The sequence below is a fragment of the Acetobacter pasteurianus genome, from assembly GCF_009914215.2.
GTDB lineage: Bacteria > Pseudomonadota > Alphaproteobacteria > Acetobacterales > Acetobacteraceae > Acetobacter > Acetobacter pasteurianus.
Window position 1 is genome coordinate 161,346 of sequence record NZ_CP039845.2, and the last position, 21,757, is coordinate 183,102.

Sequence of the window (21,757 nt, forward strand, 5' to 3'; positions counted from 1 at the left end):
GTTAAGGGGACGAGGAGTAAGAGAAGTCAGGCTCATAATGCGCCGTGATATGCTGTTCCATGTCCAAATCTAGTGTTGCGCATGCCACTTGGAGATCAGCCCAGTCAGATGCGTTCAGATATTCCCAATCAATATCATCAGGGTCTAGGCCACATCCTTCCCAGCCCTCTCTTTTAATCATGTCCACCAACGCCCAAGCTGGACGCAGCACGGGCATGGAACCTCTTTCCTTAACTTCGTGGAGACCATCGGAGATTTTTTTTCTCCATTCGGCAGGCAAGGGAATAACATTGAAATGATCGGTTTTGTAATAAGGTTGGCGTTGATGTACGCCAATGTCTGGTTTTTGCTGGATCTGAGTAGCCCATCCAGCTAGTCGCAATGGTTCAACTCCAATACATACCGCACTAGGCATTGCCATCATCGCACCGCGGCTCCAATCTACACGTGGGTAAAGCATCGTGTTTGCGTAGACATCGCTGTGTCCGCCTAAGGCGGATATCAGCCCTCTTTTCTTCCACGCATGAAGATATTGCGAAGCTTGTCTGGTGTCCCAACCAAAACGAACTGTTGTATCCGCGCCACGAAATAACTCCGGCAGTGTGCGCAGCCTTTCAATCGCTGATACATTTTTACGTCTTTTATTGGTTGGGGAAGATGTGGTTGTCATGGTTCGTATCCGGTATCTGGATATGCCTCATGCTCTTGCCCAAGCTCATGTCGTCTTTCATGAGCAATTTTTTGCATGATTTCCATACCTTCTTCCAAGGCTAATTTGCTCTCGACGATCATGTCGCCCACTGTCTGTTCATTCAAAGGCCAATAATGGGGAAGCCAACGTTTTAGGTCTTTATGAATGGCCGAAGCATCAGTATGCATATTGTCAAATCGTTCACGAGCGTTTTCGAGCCATTCTTCGGGGTCCGCTTCGGGATAAATTTCTAATCTAGTTTGCAGGTTCTCTTGTGTTAGATCCGCGGCACACCCCTGACGCCTGATCCAATAGAGATCAAAGATATCTCTGGCCTTGAGATGAGTTCTGGCGGCAACGGCAAAAACCTTGTCTGCATAGATTTCTTCAAGTCCTGAAGAAACAACCTGCGCACTCATCCCTGCGGCAGGGCCATTTACAATTCTAACAGGTGCTACAAAAGCGTTGATTTCCTGTAAGGCGCGGGAAGGGGTTCTCCACATCTCCACTTTCACATGGACTGAACCCATCACGTCAGAACGGCCAAGATTCACTACGAACGAGAGAGGATTTTTATTGGTTCTGATTTTGCTGATTTTCAATTCAAGATCAGGCGGGAAAGCGCTGGATACAATAAGTCTTGATTTCACGGAATTGGCGATGGAATTAAGGTTTAGGTTTTCATCTACCATAAAGTCGAGATCTTCGCTGAATCTCGGAGACCCATGTGCCAGATGAAGGCTCGTACCGCCTTGGAAAATAAGGTCTTTAGGTTTCCAGCGACGTGATGTGGTCAAGGCTTCCAGTGTAGCAACATGGAGGGTTTGTCGATAGTTAAATGCATCATTCGCGCTCATTACGCTTTTAGCCATACCACTTTCCCTCCGCCATCAAAAGCGCAAAGTTTATTATGTTTTTAACCAATAAGTTTTGCGACCAAGACCTTCTTCTAGAATTAAAAACGCAAAGTTTATTATGAAATAATATAATAAACTTTGCGGAGGCAAACCCAAAACGCTGTGATTAACATCTTGGAAGCGTCAGATTTTAGAGCATTAATCCAGAAGTTTACCCAAAATCGCACTCTTGGTTATCTTGGCAAAAAATATAGATAAGTGATGCAAACCACAAATTTAACTGAGATTTGCTATGGTCGATCTATAAAGAGTGGAAACTTTCTCTAGAGATGCTACATCAATCTTGTTTTGAAACTTAATGTCGACAATTTGCCGTGCACATCGATTCATATAGGGTAGATGCATTTCATAAACTCGCATCGATCCTTAAGTCTACTCCAGAATACAACCATTCTATTGCCCAACAATCCATGTCTTATTTAGCGGTAAAGAATAAGGCTTTCGTGGAAGCCTGGCTGTCCAATAGAATGGAGGGTGTGCATTTAAGCCTGGCCGAAGCTTTTTCTTATGCAAACACGAAATATGATCTTCAGGATAATGATAAATCGGATTTTCTTGGCACGTTCCGATTGATTCTTGATGATAATGATGGAATGCCAAAGGCGAATTTCAGAAGTTTCGAGAATAGGCTTTTAAATATACACGCGAAAGTATTCAGTCGCAGAACAAAAAAAGAACCTGGAAGATATAAATCTAGACCAAATATGGCAGGAGAATATGTATTCGTTTCCCCACAAGCGGTTCGTGAGACATTGAGGATTGGGTATGAAATAGGGGTATCGCTCACCAGTCCATTTTCGAGGGCTATTTACCTTTCATTCCTGATTACTGAAGTGCACCCATTTATGGATGGGAATGGTCGGGTCTCTCGGCTTATAATGAATGACCAGCTTTCAAGCTGTGGGGAAGCGCGTATTGTTATTCCGCAAAACTTGTGGGGCTGGTATAAGTTGGGTCTTAAGGAGTTATCATGCGGAAATGGCGGGCCGGAACGTTTGGCCACCACATTTCAATTATCTCAGATTTGGGCAAATGCGATCCGTTGGGATGAATTGAGGGCGTGTGAAGATGCATTGGATGAAGCCAGATTATCCCTTACAAGTGATGAAAGATTGGATTCTTGGTTTGCTAAGTACATCCCTTTGCACACAGACACATAACATTTTACTTACAAAGTAAGGCACGCCCCGTCATCATATAGATAGAGGAGGCCCATGCGGAAGCGATGTATGAATATCTTCCATATACCCCTTAAACGCTGATTTTACTTATACGATACTTATACGCAGAGATGTATTCTGATCTATCAATGATGATCAGTTCGTGCCGGATTAGTAGGGCTCTTCCTGCTATTTGTTATTCTTTTTTGGTCAATTAAATAGTCGCAAAAGGGACATTCAGTGTCACTAGCAAAGATTGATTTTTTAAGGTTGGCGCGCTGCAATCCGAACCTGGCAGGTGAGATAGCCCTGAAGCATATGCCATCAAAAATCCTCTCCAGGTTTAGATTATGCTCTCACTCCAATAATCCATCTTTTCGTGAAGTGAGCACAAAGGAATCTGGCACAGAAACTGCAGAAATGCGCCTCGTTTCCAGAATTTCTTATATGATGAAACATCTCAATCCAGACGATCCCATAGAAATTGATCCATTGATTATCCAGTTATCAAATGGCTGGAGAATTGCATACCTCTGCGACCTTGATCCAGACGTGATGATCGTTATTCCCCACGCCACCACCTTATTTCCAAACGACAACGATAAAAGCGAACGTATTTTTTATACTATCCTACGCAACTCGGATGCCAAAAGGCCGCAGGGGTGGGAACACCTGATTATCGAAGCCTAAGGGAGGGGGATCTCGAAGGATCCCATCTTCTATAACTCCACAAGGTCAGGTTTTAAGGGGAAGGGCAGGACTCTTCCAGGATATCCGCGATCTCATCAGAGAGATCAGGACGGCATCTTGATATATCCCTTCCGAGTTCCTCTCGGTCGTTTTCTGGTACATCCAGCAAGACCCTCTCAACGTCAGATGCCCTCAACTTGTCAATGCTGTCAGCCGCAAGTAGAAGAGATCCCTTCCATTTGTCTGGAAAATCCGACATTTGAATACCTTCCTTACTTTGGGTTGCATCTTGGCCTTAGCCGCAAGATGGTTTGGCCGTATTTTCCGCAGCAGGAGGGATCACCTCATATTCTGCAGGGAAATAAATTTGATCAGGATGATTGTCTATCACCTCCTGAGGTATCCGAATACCATTACATCTAAGCAATGATATTGTGTTATTGACCTTCAAATCTCTAGGTAATTCTTTAAGATTGCTGCAACCTTGCAAGCTTAAACTACCACCAACAAACATCTCAGAAGGCAAGATTTCCAAAGAGTCACAATCTGACAGGTTGCAAAATCCATCAACTGTGAAGCTATCAGGAAGTTTCGATAAGCTCTTGCACTGTGTTGCCTCCAAACTTTTTATATGACGAATGTTGTCTGGGATAGCGTTCAACCAACGGCATCCCCCGATATTTAAAGCGCCGCTGAATTCAAGATCGTTAGGAAGTTCACGAAGGCTTACGCAATCAAATAAGTAAAGATCGCCACCAATTTTTGAGCCCGGCCCTATTTTATTCAAGACATAGCATTGGGTCGCAAATAGATCGCCTTTAATGTCCATGGTCGGCAGTTCGTTTAGAGCAGAGCATAAAGCCACAGACAAAGATTTAAATTTGGTGTTTGATGGGATTTTGGTAAGTCCCGTGCAACCTTGTAGATGCACTTTTCCACCTACTTTTGCATTTTCAGGATATTCGCGAAGGCCTGTGCATCCGTCCAATATAATGTCGCCTTTTACACGAAGGCCAGATCCCATTTTCTGGAGCCCAACGCAATCTTTCATCACGAGGGCACCTGAAACGCGCATATTTTCCGGCGTTTCTGTGAGCAGATAGCTTTTTGATAAATCCAAACGCCCTTTATGCTCCATCCCAGCTACAAGATCCTCATTGAGGACAAATTGTCTTTCGGAGCCTTCGGCAAGCCTGGTCATATCCAATACCTTTCTTATGCCTCAATACCTTTAAATCTTGTTCAAAGGCGGTGTTAGGCGCAAATTATAACGATGCCAAAGTGATGTGATCCTCGCATCGCCCTGATCTAGCTTTCATTAACGAAGGCTTATGCATATGACAAAGCTTAGAAAGACATGCGGCGATAAGCCTTGCATCCATTATTTTCGCTCAATAGCCTTATTAAAGTATCTTTGTAATTTATGTCGTGCTGCGAGTACTGATACTCATGATCAATGTTGAATCACGGTTACGGGCTGAGCATCTTATCGCAGATATTGAGGGCCAGTATCAAAGTGTAACCGAGGTCAATAGGGATCTTAATCGGCTTCTCGTCAGCTTTCAGGCGAATAAAAAAAAGCCGATTTACCGGTGGTTCAAGTACAAGGAAGGTTTTTCGAAACCTTTTCTAGATTATGTCTTTGAACATTCGAATATAAAAACCGGAGGTGTGGTGCTTGATCCATTTGCAGGGTCGGGATCGACATGTTTTGCTGCAAATGAGCGAGGCCTATACTCTATCGGTGTAGAACTTCTCCCCGTGGGATGCCACTTTATTAGAGTCCGGGAGTTGCTGCACAGAGTTGGCATGAATACAGTTCAAGAATGGTTGCATGATATTTACGATAAGAAGCCATGGCAGATCCCTACTGAAATAAATAAAACATTCTCTCATTTAAATATTACAAGAGGGGCTTTTCCACTTAATTCAGAAAAGGAACTAATGAACTATCTATTTTGGAGTGATAGCCTACCTCATGACATGCGAGTATTCTGCAAATTTGTTGCGTTTGGTATATTGGAAGATATTAGCTACACAAGGAAGGATGGACAATTTTTAAGGTGGGACTATCGTGCCCAAAAAGGATCTCGGAAAAGTAGTTTTTCTAAGGGGAATATACCGACTTTTTCTGATGCACTTCTGGATAAATGCAGAATAATTGAAAGTGATTTGTCTAGCCTTGCCCATGACCAAATACTGACATCGATTGATAGCAGACATAACAAAATCAAGTCTCCGCTTACCCTATATGAAGGAAGTAATTTTTTTCATCTGAATAATATTAGAAAAAGATCAATAGATCTGGTAGTTACCTCTCCTCCGTATTGCAATAGATACGATTACACAAGAACATATGCCCTTGAACTTGCCTACCTTAACCTCACCGACATGCAAATTAAGGAGATGAGGCAGTCTCTTTTATCCTGCACTGTCGAGAATAGGCCCAAAGATTTTCAGAATATCATTGATCCTATGAGTTTAGAAAAAATCAGAAAACTGGTTAGTGAGAGTAAAGCACTAACAGCTATTCTGAACTTCTTGAGGGCAGAAAAGGAGGAACACCGCCTCAATAACAATGCGGTTATAGGGATGATTGAATGCTATTTCTTTGAAATGGCAGTTCATATTTATCAATTAGCATTAGTTATGAAGCGCCACGGAAAAGTTTATATGGTAAATGACAACGTCCGTTACAATGGAATTACTATTCCAGTGGATTGCATCCTCTCAAGCATGGCCGAAAAACTTGGCTTCAAGTGTCTCAAGATATGGGTTCTACCTGTAGGAAAAGGCAATAGTTCTCAACAGATGAAGGCTCACGGTCGTTCAGAAACTCGAAAGTGCGTCTACTTATGGGAAAGGCAATAAGGCATATTTTCCAAGTGAGAACAGAGGAGGGGTGATGTGGCTGTCTAGTTGGCCTTCACCCCTCCTTGGAACTATGGCGTAAAACTATCGCCTTCTGGCTCATTCTCAATTACATCAAGTCCACTTACAAATTCCGTGCTGCTATCTTGAAGAGCTGAGCCAGCCGATGAGGTGTCGGGATTGCAAAGTTGTTTCTAAACCGCCTATGCGGCGGTGTGACTGTGGCAGGCGCGGGGTCGCCGTGCTGTAGCTTTCTAAACCGCCTATGCGGCGGTGTGGCTGCTGAGGCGGTTAGAGAGAGAAGCCGGTGTTTTCTAAACCGCCTATGCGGCGGTGTGGGTAGTCCAAGACAATCCGTGCAGCCTGAATGCTTTCTAAACCGCCTATGCGGCGGTGTGGTAGTCGGCCTTCACCCCTTCCAATGATCCCTTTTTCTAAACCGCCTGTGCGGCGGTGTGGTGCCAGGACTTTGCAAAACCTAATCAGGCAAATTTCTAAACCGCCTGTGCGGCGGTGTGGCCTCCACTGGTGTTGTATTCCCGATCCGCGCACTTTCTAAACCGCCTGTGCGGCGGTGTGGAATTTTTTGAATCGGAATTAGCGTCCTCGTGTTTTCTAAACCGCCTGTGCGGCGGTCTGGTTGCGCAGGTAAATGCCAGCGTTCCCAATCATTTTCTAAACCGCCTATGCGGCGGTCTGGAATTTTTTTCAGTGCGGGAGCGAGCGCAGAGCTTTCTAAACCGCCTATGCGGCGGTGTGGTCGTAAGAGGCTTTTAGAAGAGGCGCAGGACTTTTCTAAACCGCCTATGCGGCGGTGTGGACAGAAAAAAGATAAATCCGAACGGGTAACAATTTCTAAACCGCCTATGCGGCGGTGTGGCTGGCGGAAGCGGCGGTCTCTGTGTTCGCTGTTTTCTAAACCGCCTATGCGGCGGTGTGGAGAAAAATGAGCGGATCAGAGGGCGAAGCCCTTTCTAAACCGCCTATGCGGCGGTGTGGGATACCCCGTTCGGTCTTGGCAATCAGGTTCCTTTCTAAACCGCCTATGCGGCGGTGTGGCGCAAGGGGGTTCGTCCAGGCACATGGACGAGTTTCTAAACCGCCTATGCGGCGGTCTGGCGAGAACGCTAGACACAAAACCCGCGCAATCTTTTCTAAACCGCCTATGCGGCGGTCTGGGCGTTTCTGGCGGTACACAAGACAGTCAGACCTTTCTAAACCGCCTATGCGGCGGTCTGGCGACAAGCCCAGTGACGGGAATTGTGACAAGATTTCTAAACCGCCTATGCGGCGGTCTGGGTGTCGGAATACAAGCCAGCTTGCATAAACTATTTCTAAACCGCCTATGCGGCGGTCTGGAAAATGGGCGCAGCGTCAGAGCGTTTGGAGCTTTTCTAAACCGCCTATGCGGCGGTCTGGCAAGAAGCGCAGAACCCGGCGGCCCGGCTCCGTTTCTAAACCGCCTATGCGGCGGTCTGGATGAAATTCAGCAATTTTCTTCCGAAAATCTGTTTCTAAACCGCCTATGCGGCGGTCTGGCCAAAAATCGCAGAAAATCAAGGCATTGAGGCTTTCTAAACCGCCTATGCGGCGGTCTGGACTGCGCTCTGTCCGTTTGGATTTTTGACAGATTTCTAAACCGCCTATGCGGCGGTCTGGCTGAGTGTTGGTGTCGATCTTTACGCGCCAGCTTTCTAAACCGCCTATGCGGCGGTCTGGTAGAACAATATTCACAATGTGCGGCGGAAATCCGCCAAAAGATCATCCAATAAGCCTTTACCCCTTTTTTTGAGGCATTTTACAACTCATTGGTTTTTAAGAGATTTCTGGGTAACGAAAAAAAAGGGTCTTATCAAGTGGAAAAATGCTAGGATTGAGCTTTCACGTTAAGAGCATGTTGTTTGGAAATATTTCTTATGGACGAAATTTCTCCTTCATCTCTCAAGACCATTATGTACTCCAAACGCGCCAACATCTATTATTTGGAATATTGCCGCTTACTCGTGAATGGAGGGCGCGTTGAGTATGTGACGGATGCGGGCAAGAAGAGGTTGTATTGGAATGTGCCGATTGCCAATACCACAACGTTACTCCTCGGCCCAGGAACTTCGATAACGCAAGCCGCCGTTCGAGAACTTGGGAAGGCGGGTGTAATGATCGGGTTTAGCGCCGGCGGCGGAACGCCTCTTTTTGCAGGTACGTCAGGAGTAGCTGATTTTTACTGGGTTTCTGCCCAAAGTGAATACCGTCCCACAGAGTATGTTCAGGCATGGATGTCCTTCTGGTTTGATGATTCCCGCCGCCTGAAAGCGGCGAAAGCATTTCAGATCATGCGGAGCGAAAAAATAGCCATGACATGGAGATCGCCTCGCTTTCAAAAAAACGGCTTCAAGCCAGATTTCGAGGCCCTTGATTGCCTTCTGCGTGAAAGTCAAAGTGCAATACAGGGGGCGCCAGACACTCAGGCCTTGCTTACAGAGGAGGCGCGAATAACTAAAGCCCTTTTTCGTATGGCAGCATCTGCAGTGAGCTACGGGAAGTTTACTAGATCTCGCAATGGCGAGGCGAGTGACCCGGCAAACAGATTTCTCGACCATGGAAATTATTTGGCCTACGGACTTGGCGCAACGTCTTTATGGGTTCTTGGCATACCACACGGCTTCGCCGTCCTGCATGGAAAGACAAGGCGAGGCGGACTGGTGTTCGATGTGGCTGACCTCGTAAAGGACGCTATGGTCATGCCTCAGGCATTCATCTCGGCCATGCGCGGAGATGATCAGACTGCATTCCGCGCAGCCTGTACAGATGTCTTGGTAGGGGGTAATGCTCTCGACTTCATGATCGATGTGATCAAGGATGTCTCCATGGATATGAAGGTTAAACATCAAGTTCCATGAACGTGCTTTTGATTTCTCAATGCGACAAGCGTGCATTATCCGAAACACGCCGCATCCTTGATCAGTTCGCCCAAAGGAAAGGGGCTCGAACGTGGCAGACACGGATCACCGAGCAGGGGCTGGAGACCCTCCGCGACCTTCTTCGAAGGAAAGCAAGGCGCAATACTGCGATAGCCTGTCATAATTTGACAGGAGCCAGCGGCGCAGATGTTCTTTGGTTTGTGGGTGATCGCAGTCGCTTCGATGAGGCTGGCAATGTCCCGACGAACTCCACAGTCCGCGATATCCTTAGGGCGGATGATGAAACCACGTGGCGATCGAGGGGCATAGTCCTTCTTTTGGCGCAGATGGCTGCATTGTTTCATGATCTGGGAAAGGGGAGTGAGGAATTTCAGGAGAAACTGCGATCCCATATCCCCAAGAGGAGCCCATATCGTCATGAGTGGGTCTCTGTTCGCATGTTCTCTGCATTTGTCGGAGATGCGGACAATGACAGGATATGGCTCGAACGGCTTGCGGATTCACAGTCTCATGCGGGACGATGGACTGATCTAGACTTGCTCGTACGCGATGGTGTTGACAATGGAAGCGGACGATCCATGCCGTTTCAGAACCTTCCACCGCTTGCAGCCGCTGTGGCATGGCTTGTGGTTTCACATCACAGAATGCCTTTGGTTCCGGTAATGAAGGATGGGAAGCAGGAATGGCTGGGGAAGGAATCTCCATCATTTCCACTGGATATCCTTACCAAACCACTTTCCGAAATTACGGCACAATGGAACAGTCAGTCCTACGATGACGATAACCCGGAGGACATACAATCGTGCTGGCGCATGGCCGGGAAGTCAGAAGCACATCCGGTTCGCGATAAAAAATGGAGCGTATATGCGAGGCGCCTCGCTCTTAAAGCAATAGAGATGCTGGATCGTGATAGCTCAGCCTTTGGAAGCGATGCGTCTCTGTCACAGGATCCTTATGTGCTGCATCTCGCACGGCTTAGTCTTATGCTGGCAGATCATCATCACTCCAGTCTGCCCTCTACTGGAAAGGTAGCAAAGGCATCAAAAGACATCTTATTTGCAAATACAGACAGTAAGGGGAGGTTGAAAGAGCCGCTCACAGATCATTTGCTTGGTGTTGCACGCGCGGCAGGCCAAGTGGCTTATGCCTTACAGTCCGTCAAACAGTTACTACCGAGCATCAAGCGTCATCGCGCCCTCCTGCGACGCTCCCCTCATGATCAGTTCCGATGGCAGGATGCGGCAGTGGACGAAGCGCGCGCTGTTCGTGACCGATCAGAAAAGGGCGGGGCGTTCATTGTCTCTATGGCTTCTACTGGCTGTGGCAAAACATTAGCAAACGGCAAAATTATGAATGCCCTTTCCAATGAGCATGACGGGTTCAGGTTGACCTATGCCCTTGGTTTGCGATCGCTCACGTTGCAGACGGGTGAAGCTTATCGCAGAGATATTGGCATTTCTTCGAATGATATCGCCATTCTCGTTGGTGGTTTAGCCAGTAGGACATTGTTCGAGCATTACGCTGATCAGGCAGCGGCCTCAGGATCTGAATCGATGCAATCCATCATGGATGAGGGTTATGTCGTGGAAGGAGGCGTTGAAGGCTCTCATCCGGTCACCAGGCGACTTGTAGGAGATAAGAAGAGCGAGAAACTTCTGGCGACCCCTGTGGTAGTCTGCACAGTTGATCATATAGCCCCTGCTACGGAATCCCTTCGTGGAGGTCGCCACATCGTTCCCAGCTTTCGATTGATGACCTCCGATATAGTGCTCGATGAATTGGATGATTACGATCTCAATGATATGCCCGCCCTGACGCGCATGGTGCATCTTGCTGGCCTTCTAGGCGCGCGAGTGCTTCTGTCATCGGCCACTCTTCCTCCGGCAATGGTCGAAGGCATGTATGAGGCATACCGAACCGGGAGGCGGTGTTACGACGAAAACCATGGGAGGTGCGGAGATGAATGGCCAGGAGTCACGTGCCTTTGGGTAGATGAGTTTTCTTGCACATCGGATACGCCTTCAGACGTAGCAACCTTCCGGGAAAAGCATAGGGAATTTATCGCCGCGCGTGCGTCTGAGCTTGCGCAGCAACCAGCTCTTCGGGTTGCTGAAACCGTGCCTGTGGTTATCCCAGAGGGAAGTGGTCGCCATGATGTATTGGATGGTTATGCAAAGACCATCATGAATTGCCCCGGGTTTTGTGGAGACGTTTTTTATCTGATTTAAGCGGCTAATGCATGTGATTTCTGTTGTGCATAAAAGCGTGCCTCAGCTTCTGCTGGCGGGATGTTTCCAATGGAGGACAGGAGCCGCCGATTATTGAACCAGTCGACCCATTTAAGTGTTGCCAGTTCAACAGCTTCCCTGTTTTTCCATGGCCCCTGCCGATAGATGAGTTCGGTTTTGTAAAGTCCGTTAATGGTCTCTGCCAAGGCGTTATCATAGGAATCCCCAACACTGCCGACAGAAGCAACGAGCCCCGCTTCAGCCAGTCTTTGCGTGTAGCGAATGGACACATATTGACAGCCGCGGTCGGAATGGTGGGTCACTTTTCCCTCAGGCTGCCTCTGGCACAGAGCCTGCTCAAGGGCATCCAGTACGAAGTCGGTATGAGCCGTTGAGGAGACACGCCAACCCACAATAACCCGTGCAAAGACGTCAATGATGAAGGCCACATAAACAAAGCCCTGCCAAGTGGAAACATACGTGAAATCCGAAACCCACAGTCTGTTGGGGGCAGGAGCATGAAACTGGCGCTGCACCAGATCCTGCGGACACGGACGTTGCGGATCAGGCCGTGTGGTTCTGACCCCCTTGCCACGAATGACGCCTTTCAGCCCCATCCGGCGCATCAGCCGCTCTACCGTGCAGCGGGCGACATCCACGCCTTCACGTCTGAGCTGATGCCAGACCTTGCGCGCTCCATAGACGCAGAAATTATTATTCCACACTCTACGGATGTCATCGCACAGTTCTTTGTCTTTCTGGCTGCGCACACACGGATTTTTCTGTCTGGCAACAGTTGCATAATAGGCAGATGGTGCAATCGACAGAACCCTGCAGATTGACCCGACACCATATGTCTGCCGGTGCTCCTCAATGAAGCGTGTCATGGCTTGAAGATGCGGTCGAGCTCCGCCTGGGCAAAATATGCCGACGCCTTACGCAGGATTTCATTGGCCTGCCGCAATTCGCGGTTCTCTCGCTCCAGTTGCCTGATCTTCTCTCGATCAGGCAGGTCACTCACCGCAGGCGCATTGGCACGTTCATGCAGACGGGTCCATTTTGACAGCGTGTCAGGATGAATATCCAGCTTTGGCGCTATCATCATCACTGCAGACCACCGCGAAGGATGGTTCTTCTCTTCCTCCAGAACCATGCGGGCTGCACGGTCACGAAACTCAGGCGGAAAACGCTTCGATTTATTGCTCATGAATTCTTCTTACCTCACGGGTCTTTCTGTCTCCACAAAACCCGGGGCAATTCATCATGGCTTCCTGTCTCAAGATGCATGGCCGACACGCAGGCGCTGATCCCGTCACTGGGAGGCGGGTAAGTTTCGGTATTGTGCGTATGGCCAACATAGAACCAATTTTTGACGTGGCCCAGATCCTCTTTCGCGCGGAGGAAGTTCCGGGCATGCGTGTTCATATTTGCGTCTACCATGCGCGTTTCCCATTGGCTCATCGGGCAGCGATAGAGAACATGCTGGATCGGTCGTTCACACGAAAGAGTCCAGACGCCGCCTTTTCCGAGCCTGAGATCCGCAGAGCAATTGATGCTGATCCTGACAAAGATCACGTATTTGTCGTGTTGGCTTCGCCAGTGTGCGAGGTTGGTCGCGATTGGGATGCTGATTGGGCAGTAGTGGAACCATCATCAGTCCGTTCGATAATTCAATTGGCTGGTCGTATTCAGCGGCATCGTCGTCAGATCCCGATTGATGCGAATATGGCGATCCTAGATATGCCGATAAGAGCCCTGCTCAAACCCACTGAAGCGGCCTTTTGCCGTCCGGGCTATGAGGGGAGAAGTGGTGATTTTCGTCTTGCGACCCATCATGCTTGCGATCTTCTGGAGAGCGGCTTTGTAAAGCACATTGATGCGCGCCCAAGGATCGATCCCCCCCCTCGCTCTGAATGGCACACCACTACAAGCCTTGCGGACCTGGAGCAGGCCGCATTGGTACGCAATATGTTGCCGGATGAGTTGCGGCAGGCGGTATCATCGGGATCTCGACGTCAGAGGTTCCTGACTGCATCAGCATTCAGGCCTGCAAACTTCATGTCTTATCTCGTGTGGAAGTTCCCACAGTCGCTTATGACCGGGGTTCTTCCTCAGCAACAACCTTTTCGTGCTTCATCAGGGAAAGAGGTGACTCTCGTTCTGATGCCCGATGAAGATGGGATTCCTCGCCTTTATCGGGAAGATGGAAAAATTGGTGAGAGGTTGTACGTGCTTGTGGAAAAGAGCCTTCGTCATGATGTGAGCCTTGATACTCCTTATTCTTGGTCTCCTACGAAACAATATGGTATTGACTATAAAGTAACCTCTGGCTTAGTCTCTCCTACGACGGCCGCGCTCATGTCAGTCCGTGTCCCTAATTCTGATTTTGGCTGGCGGTACCATCCTAATCTCGGCTTCGCCGTGTATAGGGGGGAATGAAAAAGGAAATGACTGTGAAATGAATGTGTCCTCGCAATCTGAGAGAACAGCGATATTCAGGAAGGCTATAGCGAACTTTATCAAAGAGCGCCGAGAAACGAAAAAGGTGGCGGAGGGTGATCCACGCTACGAATATCAAACGTGGGTTGAGAAAGCGTCCGAGGATGCTCAGGCAATCCAGTTCGCAACCCACGTCGCTCGGATCACTCATTCGTCCTCACAGTGTGACAGTTTCTACGCTCCGCCTGACACGCTCCCACACTGTGACGTTGTGGCGCGAAACGCGATGGGGCCGTCTTTTCATGAGGATGCCTCCGCGCAAAATGCAGCCGCCCTTTATGTAATAGCCTTCCTCAATCTTCGTGTAGATGGGCAACGACTGCTGGATTACGTCCTATCGAATGATCCAGCGCTGCGCGATGCGCTGGCGCCATCGTCCGCAAAAGGCGACGAAATGATGGTGAAATTTGCGTCAGTTGTCTCGCCTTCCAAGGCACCTCGTGTCGATGCCCTGATGAAGCAGGTGTTTTGGCTCAACGGGGATGATCCGGTAGAGGACAAAGACTTCATCCTGCTTGCGCCATTAGCATGCAGCTCGCTGATGCATGAACTGTACATGTCCGTGCAATCAGCGAATTTTTCAGAGGAAAGCAAAGAGGCCAGAAAGGCTCGCCGGGAGGGCAAGCCGTCTGAACATCCCTCTATCTCTTATCATGATGTCGTCGAATGGCATGTAGGCGGAGCCAATCCGCAGAACGTCTCTCCGCTCAATTCGTCCCGCCGAGGCGTCAGTTACCTGCTATCGACACTGCCACCCAAATGGGTCGGGCGCTCTGTCCCTGATTTACGTGGACGCGATAGCGCCATTCCGACCTTTGTCAGATCTCGGCGCGCCTATCATATCATCAAGGAACTGGCTGGCTTCCTCAAAACAAATCCGCCACCGACGATTGAGACGCGCAAGCAACGCACGATCTACGAAGACGATCTGTGTCAGGCCCTTGCTGAGTTCACTGAATCGGTTAGGTCTTACGAAAAGCCAGGATGGACCCTAGCATCAGATTGCCGGCTACCGCTGGGGGAGAAGGCATGGCTTGATCCAGGCGCCTTCGATGATTCTTCTGATACAGCACGTCCCGACCGATGGGAGGATGATGTTAGTACGCGCATTGCGAATGCGCTGAATGCTGCCTTATCTAAGTATGGTGTTGTCGGTCTTGGCGATACAGAATTCGCCCATTGGTGTCGGATTTTGTTGCAAGAAAGTTCATGGCAGACCTCAAGTCTGGCTCAGGGAGGTATGGCATGAGCAAGGCTCCGTCATTTACTCATGGTCTGGTTCTACCACGCCTACGTGTACAGAACGCTAACGCCATTTCCAGTCCTATGACTCATGGCTTCCCATCAATCACAGCGTTCATGGGGTTTATGTGGGCGATTGGGCGCAAATTGTGCCAAGCTGGTATAGAGGATGTATTCTTCGAATCAGTCGGTGTGGTATGCCACGATTATCAGGAGATGGTCGGAGGATCGGGCTTTCGAAAGGTTTTTGGATTAACTCGGAATCCTCTCACCAAAAATGGCTCTACCGCACCAATCATTGAGGAAGGGCGCATCCATCTCGACATCTCTCTGGTCTTCGGCGTCACATGTCAACGCTGGCGCACGGGTAGTACAGAGACATTCAAAAAAGATCTAGAAACCATCCGGGATATCGTTGCCCAGATGCGTTGTGCTGGCGGTTCCATTATGGCCCCTCGCGGCAGTCACGCGATCTCACCTATGCCTTGGATATTCGATGCGCCGGTCGATGAGGACGATCATGTTTATCAGCGGCTTCGCTATCGTCTCATGCCGGGGTTTGCCCTGATTGACCGACAGGATGTTCTGACGTCCCGTCTGGAGCGTCTCCGCACCACTTCACCAGATGCCACTCTGATGGACGCTTGGCTTTCAGTGTGTCGTAGTGAATGGAAATGGATGCCAGACAAACATGACGGCGATCCAGAAAAAGGCGAATGGAAGAGCGAGAAATCTCCTGGTTGGCTGGTGCCCATCACAGTCGGTTACGCCGGTCTTGTTCCAGTTAGTCCTGCTGGAACTGTCGAGGGCGCAAGGCAATCAGATGTGCCGTTCCAGTTTGCTGAAGCACTCTACTCCATAGGGGAGTGGATTGGCCCTCACAGACTTTCATCTCCCTCCAGTTTGCTGTGGCATGTGGAGAACGACCCAGAAAAAGGGCTCTACCGCTGCCGTAATAATGCGGCTTAGAGACGCCGTCCATTTCCTCAATATACTTTAATTGTAAAAGGATCATGACAGATGACCCAACTCTCACTGTCCACCGAGAAAGCTATGCCAAAAAGCGCCATTGCCAACCCATCCGTCCTCGCATTCGAGCGTAAGATTGACCCGTCAGATGCAATCTTCACATCAGGCAACGGGGATCCGATTGTTCTGCGTGAAAAAGCGGTTCGTGGGACAATTTCCAACCGTATAAAGAAACAGAAAGACGCTGATCCAGCGAAATTGGACGCCGCAATTGAGTCTCCGAACCTCCAGACCGTTGATGTGGCAACGCTTCCAGTGGATGGAGAAGGGGCCGATACGCTGGTTGTCACTTTTACCGTGCGCGTGATTGGCAATGTGGGTATCCCCTGTGCCTGCAATGAGCCGACATACCGAGATCGCGTGCAGAGTGTCGTTGCTGATTACATCGCTCGCGATGGTTTCCGTACTCTGGGACTGCGATATGCCGAGAATATCGCCAACGCCCGTGCTCTGTGGCGTAATCGTCTGAGCGCGCAAGACATTGAGACAACGGTTCGTCTCCTCAAGGATGGGAAGGGCGTCAAGAGCTGGTCTTTCGATAGCTTCTCGTTGCGCCTCAATGAGGCGGGAGTGAGCGATAACAAGGATATCATAGACCTTGGCACCGTGATTGCCGATGCACTCGCCGGCAAAAGCCTTGCATTGCTAGAGGTTGTCTCCAAAGCGCGGATGGCTCCTGGACTGGAGGTCTTTCCTTCACAGGAACTCATCATGGATCGCACGCGCAACAGCAAGAGCCGAACCCTCTATGCTGTTGAAACGAAATCAGGGCCTGTTGCAGCGTTGCATTCTCAGAAGGTTGGTAACGCGCTGCGGACGGTCGATACGTGGTATCCCGATAGCGATGGCATGCCGATTGCGGCGGAGATGTACGGGTCAGTGACCACTATGAGCAAGGCTTTCCGCCAGCCTCGCCTGAAGCGTGATTTCTACAATCTGCTCGATGGGTGGATGCTTAAGGACAAAGTCCCCTCAGAAGGTGACCAGCATTATGTCATGGCCTGCATCATTCGAGGCGGTGTTTTCGGTAGCGCGGACTAATGGGTCATTCCATGTTGAGCCACTTTATTCAGGTCCGGTGTTTATCACCGGATCAGGAAATTACTGTGCAAGATATCATGTCTCGGGTTTTCTACCGGCTGCATGGTGCGATCGCGAGCCTTCATACATCTGATGTCGGAGTGAGTTTTCCGAACCACACCTTCATGTCGGTTGGCGATGTGCTGCGGGTTCACGGATCAAAGGATGCGCTCACCAGATTGCTCGATGGTGGGTGGCTATTCCGGCTGGAAGATTACACGCTTTCATCCGGGATCATGTCTGTACCAGAGCAGGTTAAATACCGATGCGTGAGCCGTGCCCGCGCTAAGTCAAGCGCACCACGACTGCGCAGACGCCTGATGCGTAGGCATAACCTTTCGGAACTAGAGGCAAAACGCCTTATCCCTGACAGTATTGAGAAGCGCCTAAACCTTCCATCGATATTGGTATGCAGCAAGACTACATCCACGCCATCATATCCAATTTTCATCAAACACGGCCCCTTGCTCAGCTCCCCTGTTCCAGGGCCGTTTTCTGGTTACGGGCTAAGTTCAGAAGCCACTGTACCTTGGTTCTAACCCCTTGAAAAAGGTGGCATCGTCCGATAGTTATGAGGTGAACACTGCAAAGTGGTTTAGAAAATATTATTTCGCAGGTTAAGTAAACTGCCGAATAGGTGGATAACTACAAGAGCGACATCTTCGGGTGTTGCTCTTTTTCTTTCAAAGAAAACAGTCAGTCGATGCGTGCTGTTACTCATCGAACTGGTTCTCGATATTAGTTTTACTTATCAGATGCGCCGTAAAACCCGGAACTTCCAGACTGAAGAATGTCAACATCCTCACTTCCGAGCAAACTAGCTTTTTCTTAAAAAATTAGAGGCGATCCTTCCTCCATGGCTTTGATGCTGTGGGCATAACTCTTTGTTCGGCGATAACCCTCAGTGGTTCAAATGGTCTCAGTTCATCAAGCTTCTGATGCACTGTTATGAGTGGATCTCTGTACTCAAGCGGAGCCATGTGAGGCTGGGGAACAATCCAATAATCTTGCGAACTGTTGTTATACCTGTCCCTGGTGATTGGGCAGAACCCTTCAGGCCAAAAAGTCGCCATGTCCATGGCATCTTTCACACCTTCTCCAGATCTGGTCACAGCGACAATACGCCATGATGAAATGAGACTCAAAAATGCTTTCTCATTAAGCGAGAAAGGAACAATCCTCGCCCTTATCCGATAGGGCACTGTTGGGATTAACGCGAGTTGACGCCAATAACTGAACCTATGTGATCCGTCTGAATTATGGGCCGTACGATGTCCGTCCCACTCTCTTTCTGTAATCGTAAAAATCCGCTCTGTTTTGGTGGTATGAAAAAAGCTGTTGTAAACTTCGCGCCTTAGCTTCCTGATTCCCTTGTAGTCCAGACATCCTATTTCAGGGTCGTATAATGCATTGTGGTTCACTGTCTGGGGCAATGCATCCAGATCGTTCGTAAAGGGATCACGGGATCCGCTAACAGATCCTATGGATCTGATATCGATAACAGCCATATAAGGAGGTAATTTTTTAAACAATATGCGTAATAAAGGTAGTGCTGGATGCTCTATCAATGGTCGTTCATCAGAAGAAACTATATTCTGAATGCGCTCAAACTCGTTTTGTAGGCACAATTCAGATGGAGAGTATCTCTGGGATAGCGTGAAGGGATCTATTAAAAGCTTTTCAAAAAAGCTGTTGATGCATAACTCTGCATCCTTTTGAAGTTTTCTCTTTGGAGTTAATAATAATTTCAATGTAGATTTCATGATTAAAATTCTTCTAATAATAAAAGCAATACATTCATCTTGCGGTTAATATGCCTGTATGAAAACAATATTACTTCTAATCATCATCTCTTACCCGTGCATTCATATTATGCATATATATAATACAGACATTTCGAGATGTCACCCCCGTTATGCTGGGCGCCTAAGGTTAGGTAATCATCAATTTAAGGCAGGTCCTTAGGCCTGAGTAGATATAAGATCAAAGATATTTTGGTTTGGCACTTTAGCTACACACAATTCCCCTTTGGCTTCGCGTGCTGCTATGGCCAGAATTTCATTCCACCCTTGTGCAGATATTTTAAGAATTACAGCCTCACCATTCAGCTCAATCAAAACTGCACTTTTGGTGATTTTGTGCTCACGATGTTGTTTCATGCTGATGCTATCCAGATCTTACCATTTTTTCTTGAAAAATGGCGAGAGTTCACCCTCTGCTGCAGACTCCATGCGTAATTTTTGTTGAAATGTCTTGGTTGTAACTAGAAAGTCGTCAAAATCTTTTTTGGGGAGGCGAACATGCGCCTTTAGGTCATTCCTCACTAGGTCTGTTAGGTATTTTCTAGCAGGATAGGTTCTTCTTGGTATTTCTGGAGACTCTGCTGTTGCAGGAACTCCAAGAGTTTTCACAATAGAGCCTTCAGGAATGATAAATTGAAAGCGTGTTTCCATAATTAAATCTAAAACCTTGTAAATTGATACTATGTGACTGTGACCGGCTACTATCCCAGAGCCTATGATGTGAATTGAAGCATCAATGCATAATCATCAGCCCGCAGTAGAATGAACTTCTGCTGGAAACGCAAGGGTTGCAAGACAGACTGAAGCCGGTCTCAGTGGATGGGTATGTTATCACAAGGCCCAAGGCCGACTGACAACCCACAATCGAAATATTTATCCCTTGCACCATCAACCCCATTTGCAGGAAAACCTTCTATTCCCAATTAGAAGGTGGTGGCAACCATGATTTCGTTAATATCGGTAGTGTAGCGAGGCGATAGCATATTCTGCCTAGGCGCCCATTTCTTCTGTATGCCTGCGCCCAGAAGGTTAAGGGTACCTTGTCCAAACTTGCGATTTATAACGTCCATCACATCTGATGCACGCGACTTTTGTTCATCTTCCTGCACAAATAGGCTATGTTGCCTGTTGGATGGAGCAAGATCATTAAGCCCCACTCCGGCTTTCATATAGCGAAATCCATCTTTCCAAATAGCATCCAACAGCCGTGTAGCATGCTTAACAAGAGAGAATGTGCTGTTGGTCGGCGGGAAGGAGAGGGACACCTGAGGGGCATACCACTCATCTTGACGCCTATGTGAGCTGGTCTGGATGAAAACAGTCAAGTGTCCGCATTCAAGATCTTCTGCGCGAAGCTTTTCTGCGGCACGAGATGTGAATGTGCAGATCGCCTCACGCATGCTCGTGTAGTCCGTAACCATGCAACCGAAGGATCTGGAGCACACCATACCCTTTCTCTGCCCTGGAGCTTCTGACAGAGGGAGGCAATTTTCTCCTCGCAATTCGGCCTGAAGCCTTACGCCCGTGACAGACATAATCTTTCTGATAAATGCCTCATCTGCATCAACGAAATTCTGGATCGTGCGTATCCCTGAATCATGCAACCTTGGCGCGAGGCGGCGCCCTATTCCCCAGACTTCACTAACTGACAGATTGCGGTAATACCTCTCTCGCACATTGGAGGCGCTGAGATCGCATAACCCTTCCAGTTCAGGCCTGTCCTTAGCGATATAATTAGCTAATTTTGCGATTGATTTAGTCGGCCCCCATCCTACACATGTAGGGATTTTAGTGATCTGGTCGACTGCTGTTCGTATCTGCTCGCACACTACGGACAGATCTTCATGAAATCCGCTCAGATCCAGGAACATCTCGTCAATTGAATATGCTTCAACGCGAGGAACATAATCCAAAAGCACTTCATAAACCCGTCGGGACATATCTGCATAAAGTGGGTAATTGCTGGAGAACCAGGCCACATGCTCCAATTTGCGAATATTCCTGATCAAATGCCAGGCATCGCCCATCTTAATACCCAGATCCTTGGCTTCTTTCGTGCGTGCTATGGCGCACCCATCGTTATTGCTGAGAACAACAACCGGCCGGTGCTTCAATCGCGGGTCAAACGCCTTCTGGCAGGAGCAATAAAAGGAGTTGCAATCAATCAGACCGAACATTTGGGGTTAGACCTCCGTTCTTACGAGGGCAGTAACGGTTCCCCAAATTTCAACATCCTTCGCGGGATCAACGTATAGAGGTTGAGAACTGCCGTCTCCAGATATGAGAAGCCAGCGACCATGATCATTCCGTAGTTCTGCGAGAATGATCTGCCCACTGACGCTTGCGATGACTAACCGTCCAGATGCAGGCGCTCCCGCGGTATCCGCAATCAGTACGTCTCCATTCATGACACCGCGGGAGGAGAATGACGTGCCACTTACTCGAACCGGGTATCGATTGGGCTTTGATAAGGACAGGACTTCCGAAAGGTCAATTGGCCCTTCAATGGCGTCTGAAGCTGGGCTTGCGAACCCTGTTGTCCTGTCGCCTGCATAGCCCGTAGTCATATCCTTAGCCTCCTCACTCACTCACGAGAACATATAAAGAACACGCGAGCTGTATGAGTCAAG

General features: G+C 48.6%; 20 protein-coding genes, 1 CRISPR repeat array and 1 other annotated feature. Of the genes, 10 read left to right on the top strand and 10 right to left on the bottom strand.

The window, feature by feature from the left end:
* Window position 1: 1 nt before the first annotated feature.
* Together FCN51_RS00685 and FCN51_RS00690 are read right to left on the bottom strand one after the other, a co-directional pair.
* The gene (locus FCN51_RS00685) at window positions 2-670 is read right to left on the bottom strand and encodes a hypothetical protein (protein ID WP_124296677.1); all 669 of its coding nucleotides are present in this window, start codon (window positions 668-670) and stop codon (window positions 2-4) included.
* Window positions 667-1,563 carry a nucleotidyl transferase AbiEii/AbiGii toxin family protein gene (locus FCN51_RS00690; protein WP_124297862.1) on the bottom strand — a complete coding sequence of 299 codons (897 nt, stop codon included), beginning with the start codon at window positions 1,561-1,563 and terminating at the stop codon, window positions 667-669. The genes FCN51_RS00685 and FCN51_RS00690 overlap by 4 nt, the downstream gene beginning before the upstream one ends.
* Before the next feature lie 488 nt (window positions 1,564-2,051).
* On the opposite strand from FCN51_RS00690, the gene FCN51_RS00695 reads away from it, so the two are divergent.
* Entirely contained in the window at window positions 2,052-2,768 is a 717-nt protein-coding gene (locus tag FCN51_RS00695) for a Fic family protein (protein WP_160256036.1), read from the top strand.
* Between the two features lie 240 nt (window positions 2,769-3,008).
* Entirely contained in the window at window positions 3,009-3,458 is a 450-nt protein-coding gene (locus FCN51_RS00700; protein ID WP_124297864.1) for a hypothetical protein, read from the top strand.
* Between the two features lie 52 nt (window positions 3,459-3,510).
* Here the strand turns inward: FCN51_RS00700 and FCN51_RS00705 are convergent, their stop codons facing one another.
* Complete coding sequence (locus tag FCN51_RS00705) at window positions 3,511-3,717, bottom strand: hypothetical protein (RefSeq protein ID WP_099541347.1); 207 nt, start codon at window positions 3,715-3,717, stop codon at window positions 3,511-3,513.
* A gap of 36 nt (window positions 3,718-3,753) precedes the next feature.
* Window positions 3,754-4,659 carry a hypothetical protein gene (locus FCN51_RS00710; RefSeq protein ID WP_160256037.1) on the bottom strand — a complete coding sequence of 302 codons (906 nt, stop codon included), beginning with the start codon at window positions 4,657-4,659 and terminating at the stop codon, window positions 3,754-3,756.
* A gap of 248 nt (window positions 4,660-4,907) precedes the next feature.
* Here FCN51_RS00710 and FCN51_RS00715 point away from each other — a divergent pair, with 248 nt between their 5' ends.
* The 3 genes from FCN51_RS00715 to cas3f all read left to right on the top strand — a co-directional run bounded on the left by FCN51_RS00715 (window position 4,908) and on the right by cas3f (window position 11,475).
* Window positions 4,908-6,329, top strand: coding sequence for a DNA methyltransferase (locus tag FCN51_RS00715; RefSeq protein ID WP_160256038.1), 1,422 nt, complete (start codon window positions 4,908-4,910; stop codon window positions 6,327-6,329).
* A 191-nt stretch (window positions 6,330-6,520) separates the two neighbouring features.
* A CRISPR array of direct repeats spans window positions 6,521-8,048; the repeat unit is 28 nt; unit sequence TTTCTAAACCGCCTATGCGGCGGTCTGG.
* A 197-nt stretch (window positions 8,049-8,245) separates the two neighbouring features.
* Complete coding sequence (gene cas1f / locus FCN51_RS00720) at window positions 8,246-9,226, top strand: type I-F CRISPR-associated endonuclease Cas1f (RefSeq protein ID WP_160256039.1); 981 nt, start codon at window positions 8,246-8,248, stop codon at window positions 9,224-9,226.
* Complete coding sequence (gene cas3f, locus FCN51_RS00725; protein WP_160256040.1) at window positions 9,223-11,475, top strand: type I-F CRISPR-associated helicase Cas3f; 2,253 nt, start codon at window positions 9,223-9,225, stop codon at window positions 11,473-11,475. The genes cas1f and cas3f overlap by 4 nt, the downstream gene beginning before the upstream one ends.
* On the opposite strand, the gene FCN51_RS00730 is transcribed toward cas3f, so the two are convergent.
* Window positions 11,472-12,682 (bottom strand): IS3 family transposase gene (locus FCN51_RS00730; RefSeq protein ID WP_096884248.1). Its coding sequence is split into 2 segments (ribosomal slippage): window positions 11,472-12,397 and window positions 12,397-12,682, totalling 1,212 coding nucleotides; the frame shifts between segments, so codons are not numbered across the junction. The two genes, cas3f and FCN51_RS00730, sit on opposite strands and share 4 nt — an antisense overlap.
* Window positions 12,288-12,404, bottom strand: a sequence feature (AL1L pseudoknot). Its footprint overlaps the gene before it by 117 nt.
* Before the next feature lie 74 nt (window positions 12,683-12,756).
* Here FCN51_RS00730 and FCN51_RS00735 point away from each other — a divergent pair.
* Genes FCN51_RS00735 through cas6f form a run of 5 tightly spaced genes read left to right on the top strand, consistent with a single transcriptional unit; the run spans window position 12,757 to window position 17,864 of the window.
* A complete protein-coding gene (locus FCN51_RS00735; RefSeq protein WP_374727181.1) occupies window positions 12,757-13,914 on the top strand; it encodes a hypothetical protein in 1,158 nt (385 codons plus the stop codon).
* 19 nt (window positions 13,915-13,933) lie between these two features.
* A complete protein-coding gene (csy1, locus tag FCN51_RS00740) occupies window positions 13,934-15,223 on the top strand; it encodes a type I-F CRISPR-associated protein Csy1 (protein ID WP_160256042.1) in 1,290 nt (429 codons plus the stop codon).
* Window positions 15,220-16,185 (top strand): type I-F CRISPR-associated protein Csy2, encoded by a 966-nt coding sequence (csy2, locus tag FCN51_RS00745; protein WP_160256043.1) that lies wholly within the window; start codon window positions 15,220-15,222, stop codon window positions 16,183-16,185. The genes csy1 and csy2 overlap by 4 nt, the downstream gene beginning before the upstream one ends.
* A gap of 51 nt (window positions 16,186-16,236) precedes the next feature.
* Window positions 16,237-17,286, top strand: a complete 1,050-nt coding sequence (gene csy3 / locus FCN51_RS00750; RefSeq protein ID WP_236661111.1) for a type I-F CRISPR-associated protein Csy3 — start codon at window positions 16,237-16,239, stop codon at window positions 17,284-17,286.
* 11 nt (window positions 17,287-17,297) lie between these two features.
* Window positions 17,298-17,864, top strand: coding sequence for a type I-F CRISPR-associated endoribonuclease Cas6/Csy4 (cas6f, locus tag FCN51_RS27110; protein WP_309402423.1), 567 nt, complete (start codon window positions 17,298-17,300; stop codon window positions 17,862-17,864).
* Between the two features lie 297 nt (window positions 17,865-18,161).
* Here the strand turns inward: cas6f and FCN51_RS00755 are convergent, their stop codons facing one another.
* The 5 genes from FCN51_RS00755 to FCN51_RS00775 form a co-directional block, all read right to left on the bottom strand.
* Window positions 18,162-19,088 carry a hypothetical protein gene (locus tag FCN51_RS00755; protein ID WP_160256045.1) on the bottom strand — a complete coding sequence of 309 codons (927 nt, stop codon included), beginning with the start codon at window positions 19,086-19,088 and terminating at the stop codon, window positions 18,162-18,164.
* Window positions 19,089-19,286: 198 nt separating this feature from the next.
* Window positions 19,287-19,484: a hypothetical protein gene (locus FCN51_RS00760; protein WP_160256046.1), complete on the bottom strand. Its 198-nt coding sequence runs from the start codon at window positions 19,482-19,484 to the stop codon at window positions 19,287-19,289.
* Between the two features lie 18 nt (window positions 19,485-19,502).
* Window positions 19,503-19,778 carry a hypothetical protein gene (locus FCN51_RS00765; protein ID WP_160256047.1) on the bottom strand — a complete coding sequence of 92 codons (276 nt, stop codon included), beginning with the start codon at window positions 19,776-19,778 and terminating at the stop codon, window positions 19,503-19,505.
* 272 nt (window positions 19,779-20,050) lie between these two features.
* Complete coding sequence (locus tag FCN51_RS00770) at window positions 20,051-21,304, bottom strand: Y-family DNA polymerase (RefSeq protein ID WP_160256048.1); 1,254 nt, start codon at window positions 21,302-21,304, stop codon at window positions 20,051-20,053.
* A gap of 6 nt (window positions 21,305-21,310) precedes the next feature.
* Window positions 21,311-21,694, bottom strand: coding sequence for a LexA family protein (locus FCN51_RS00775; RefSeq protein WP_236661113.1), 384 nt, complete (start codon window positions 21,692-21,694; stop codon window positions 21,311-21,313).
* Window positions 21,695-21,757: the final 63 nt, after the last annotated feature.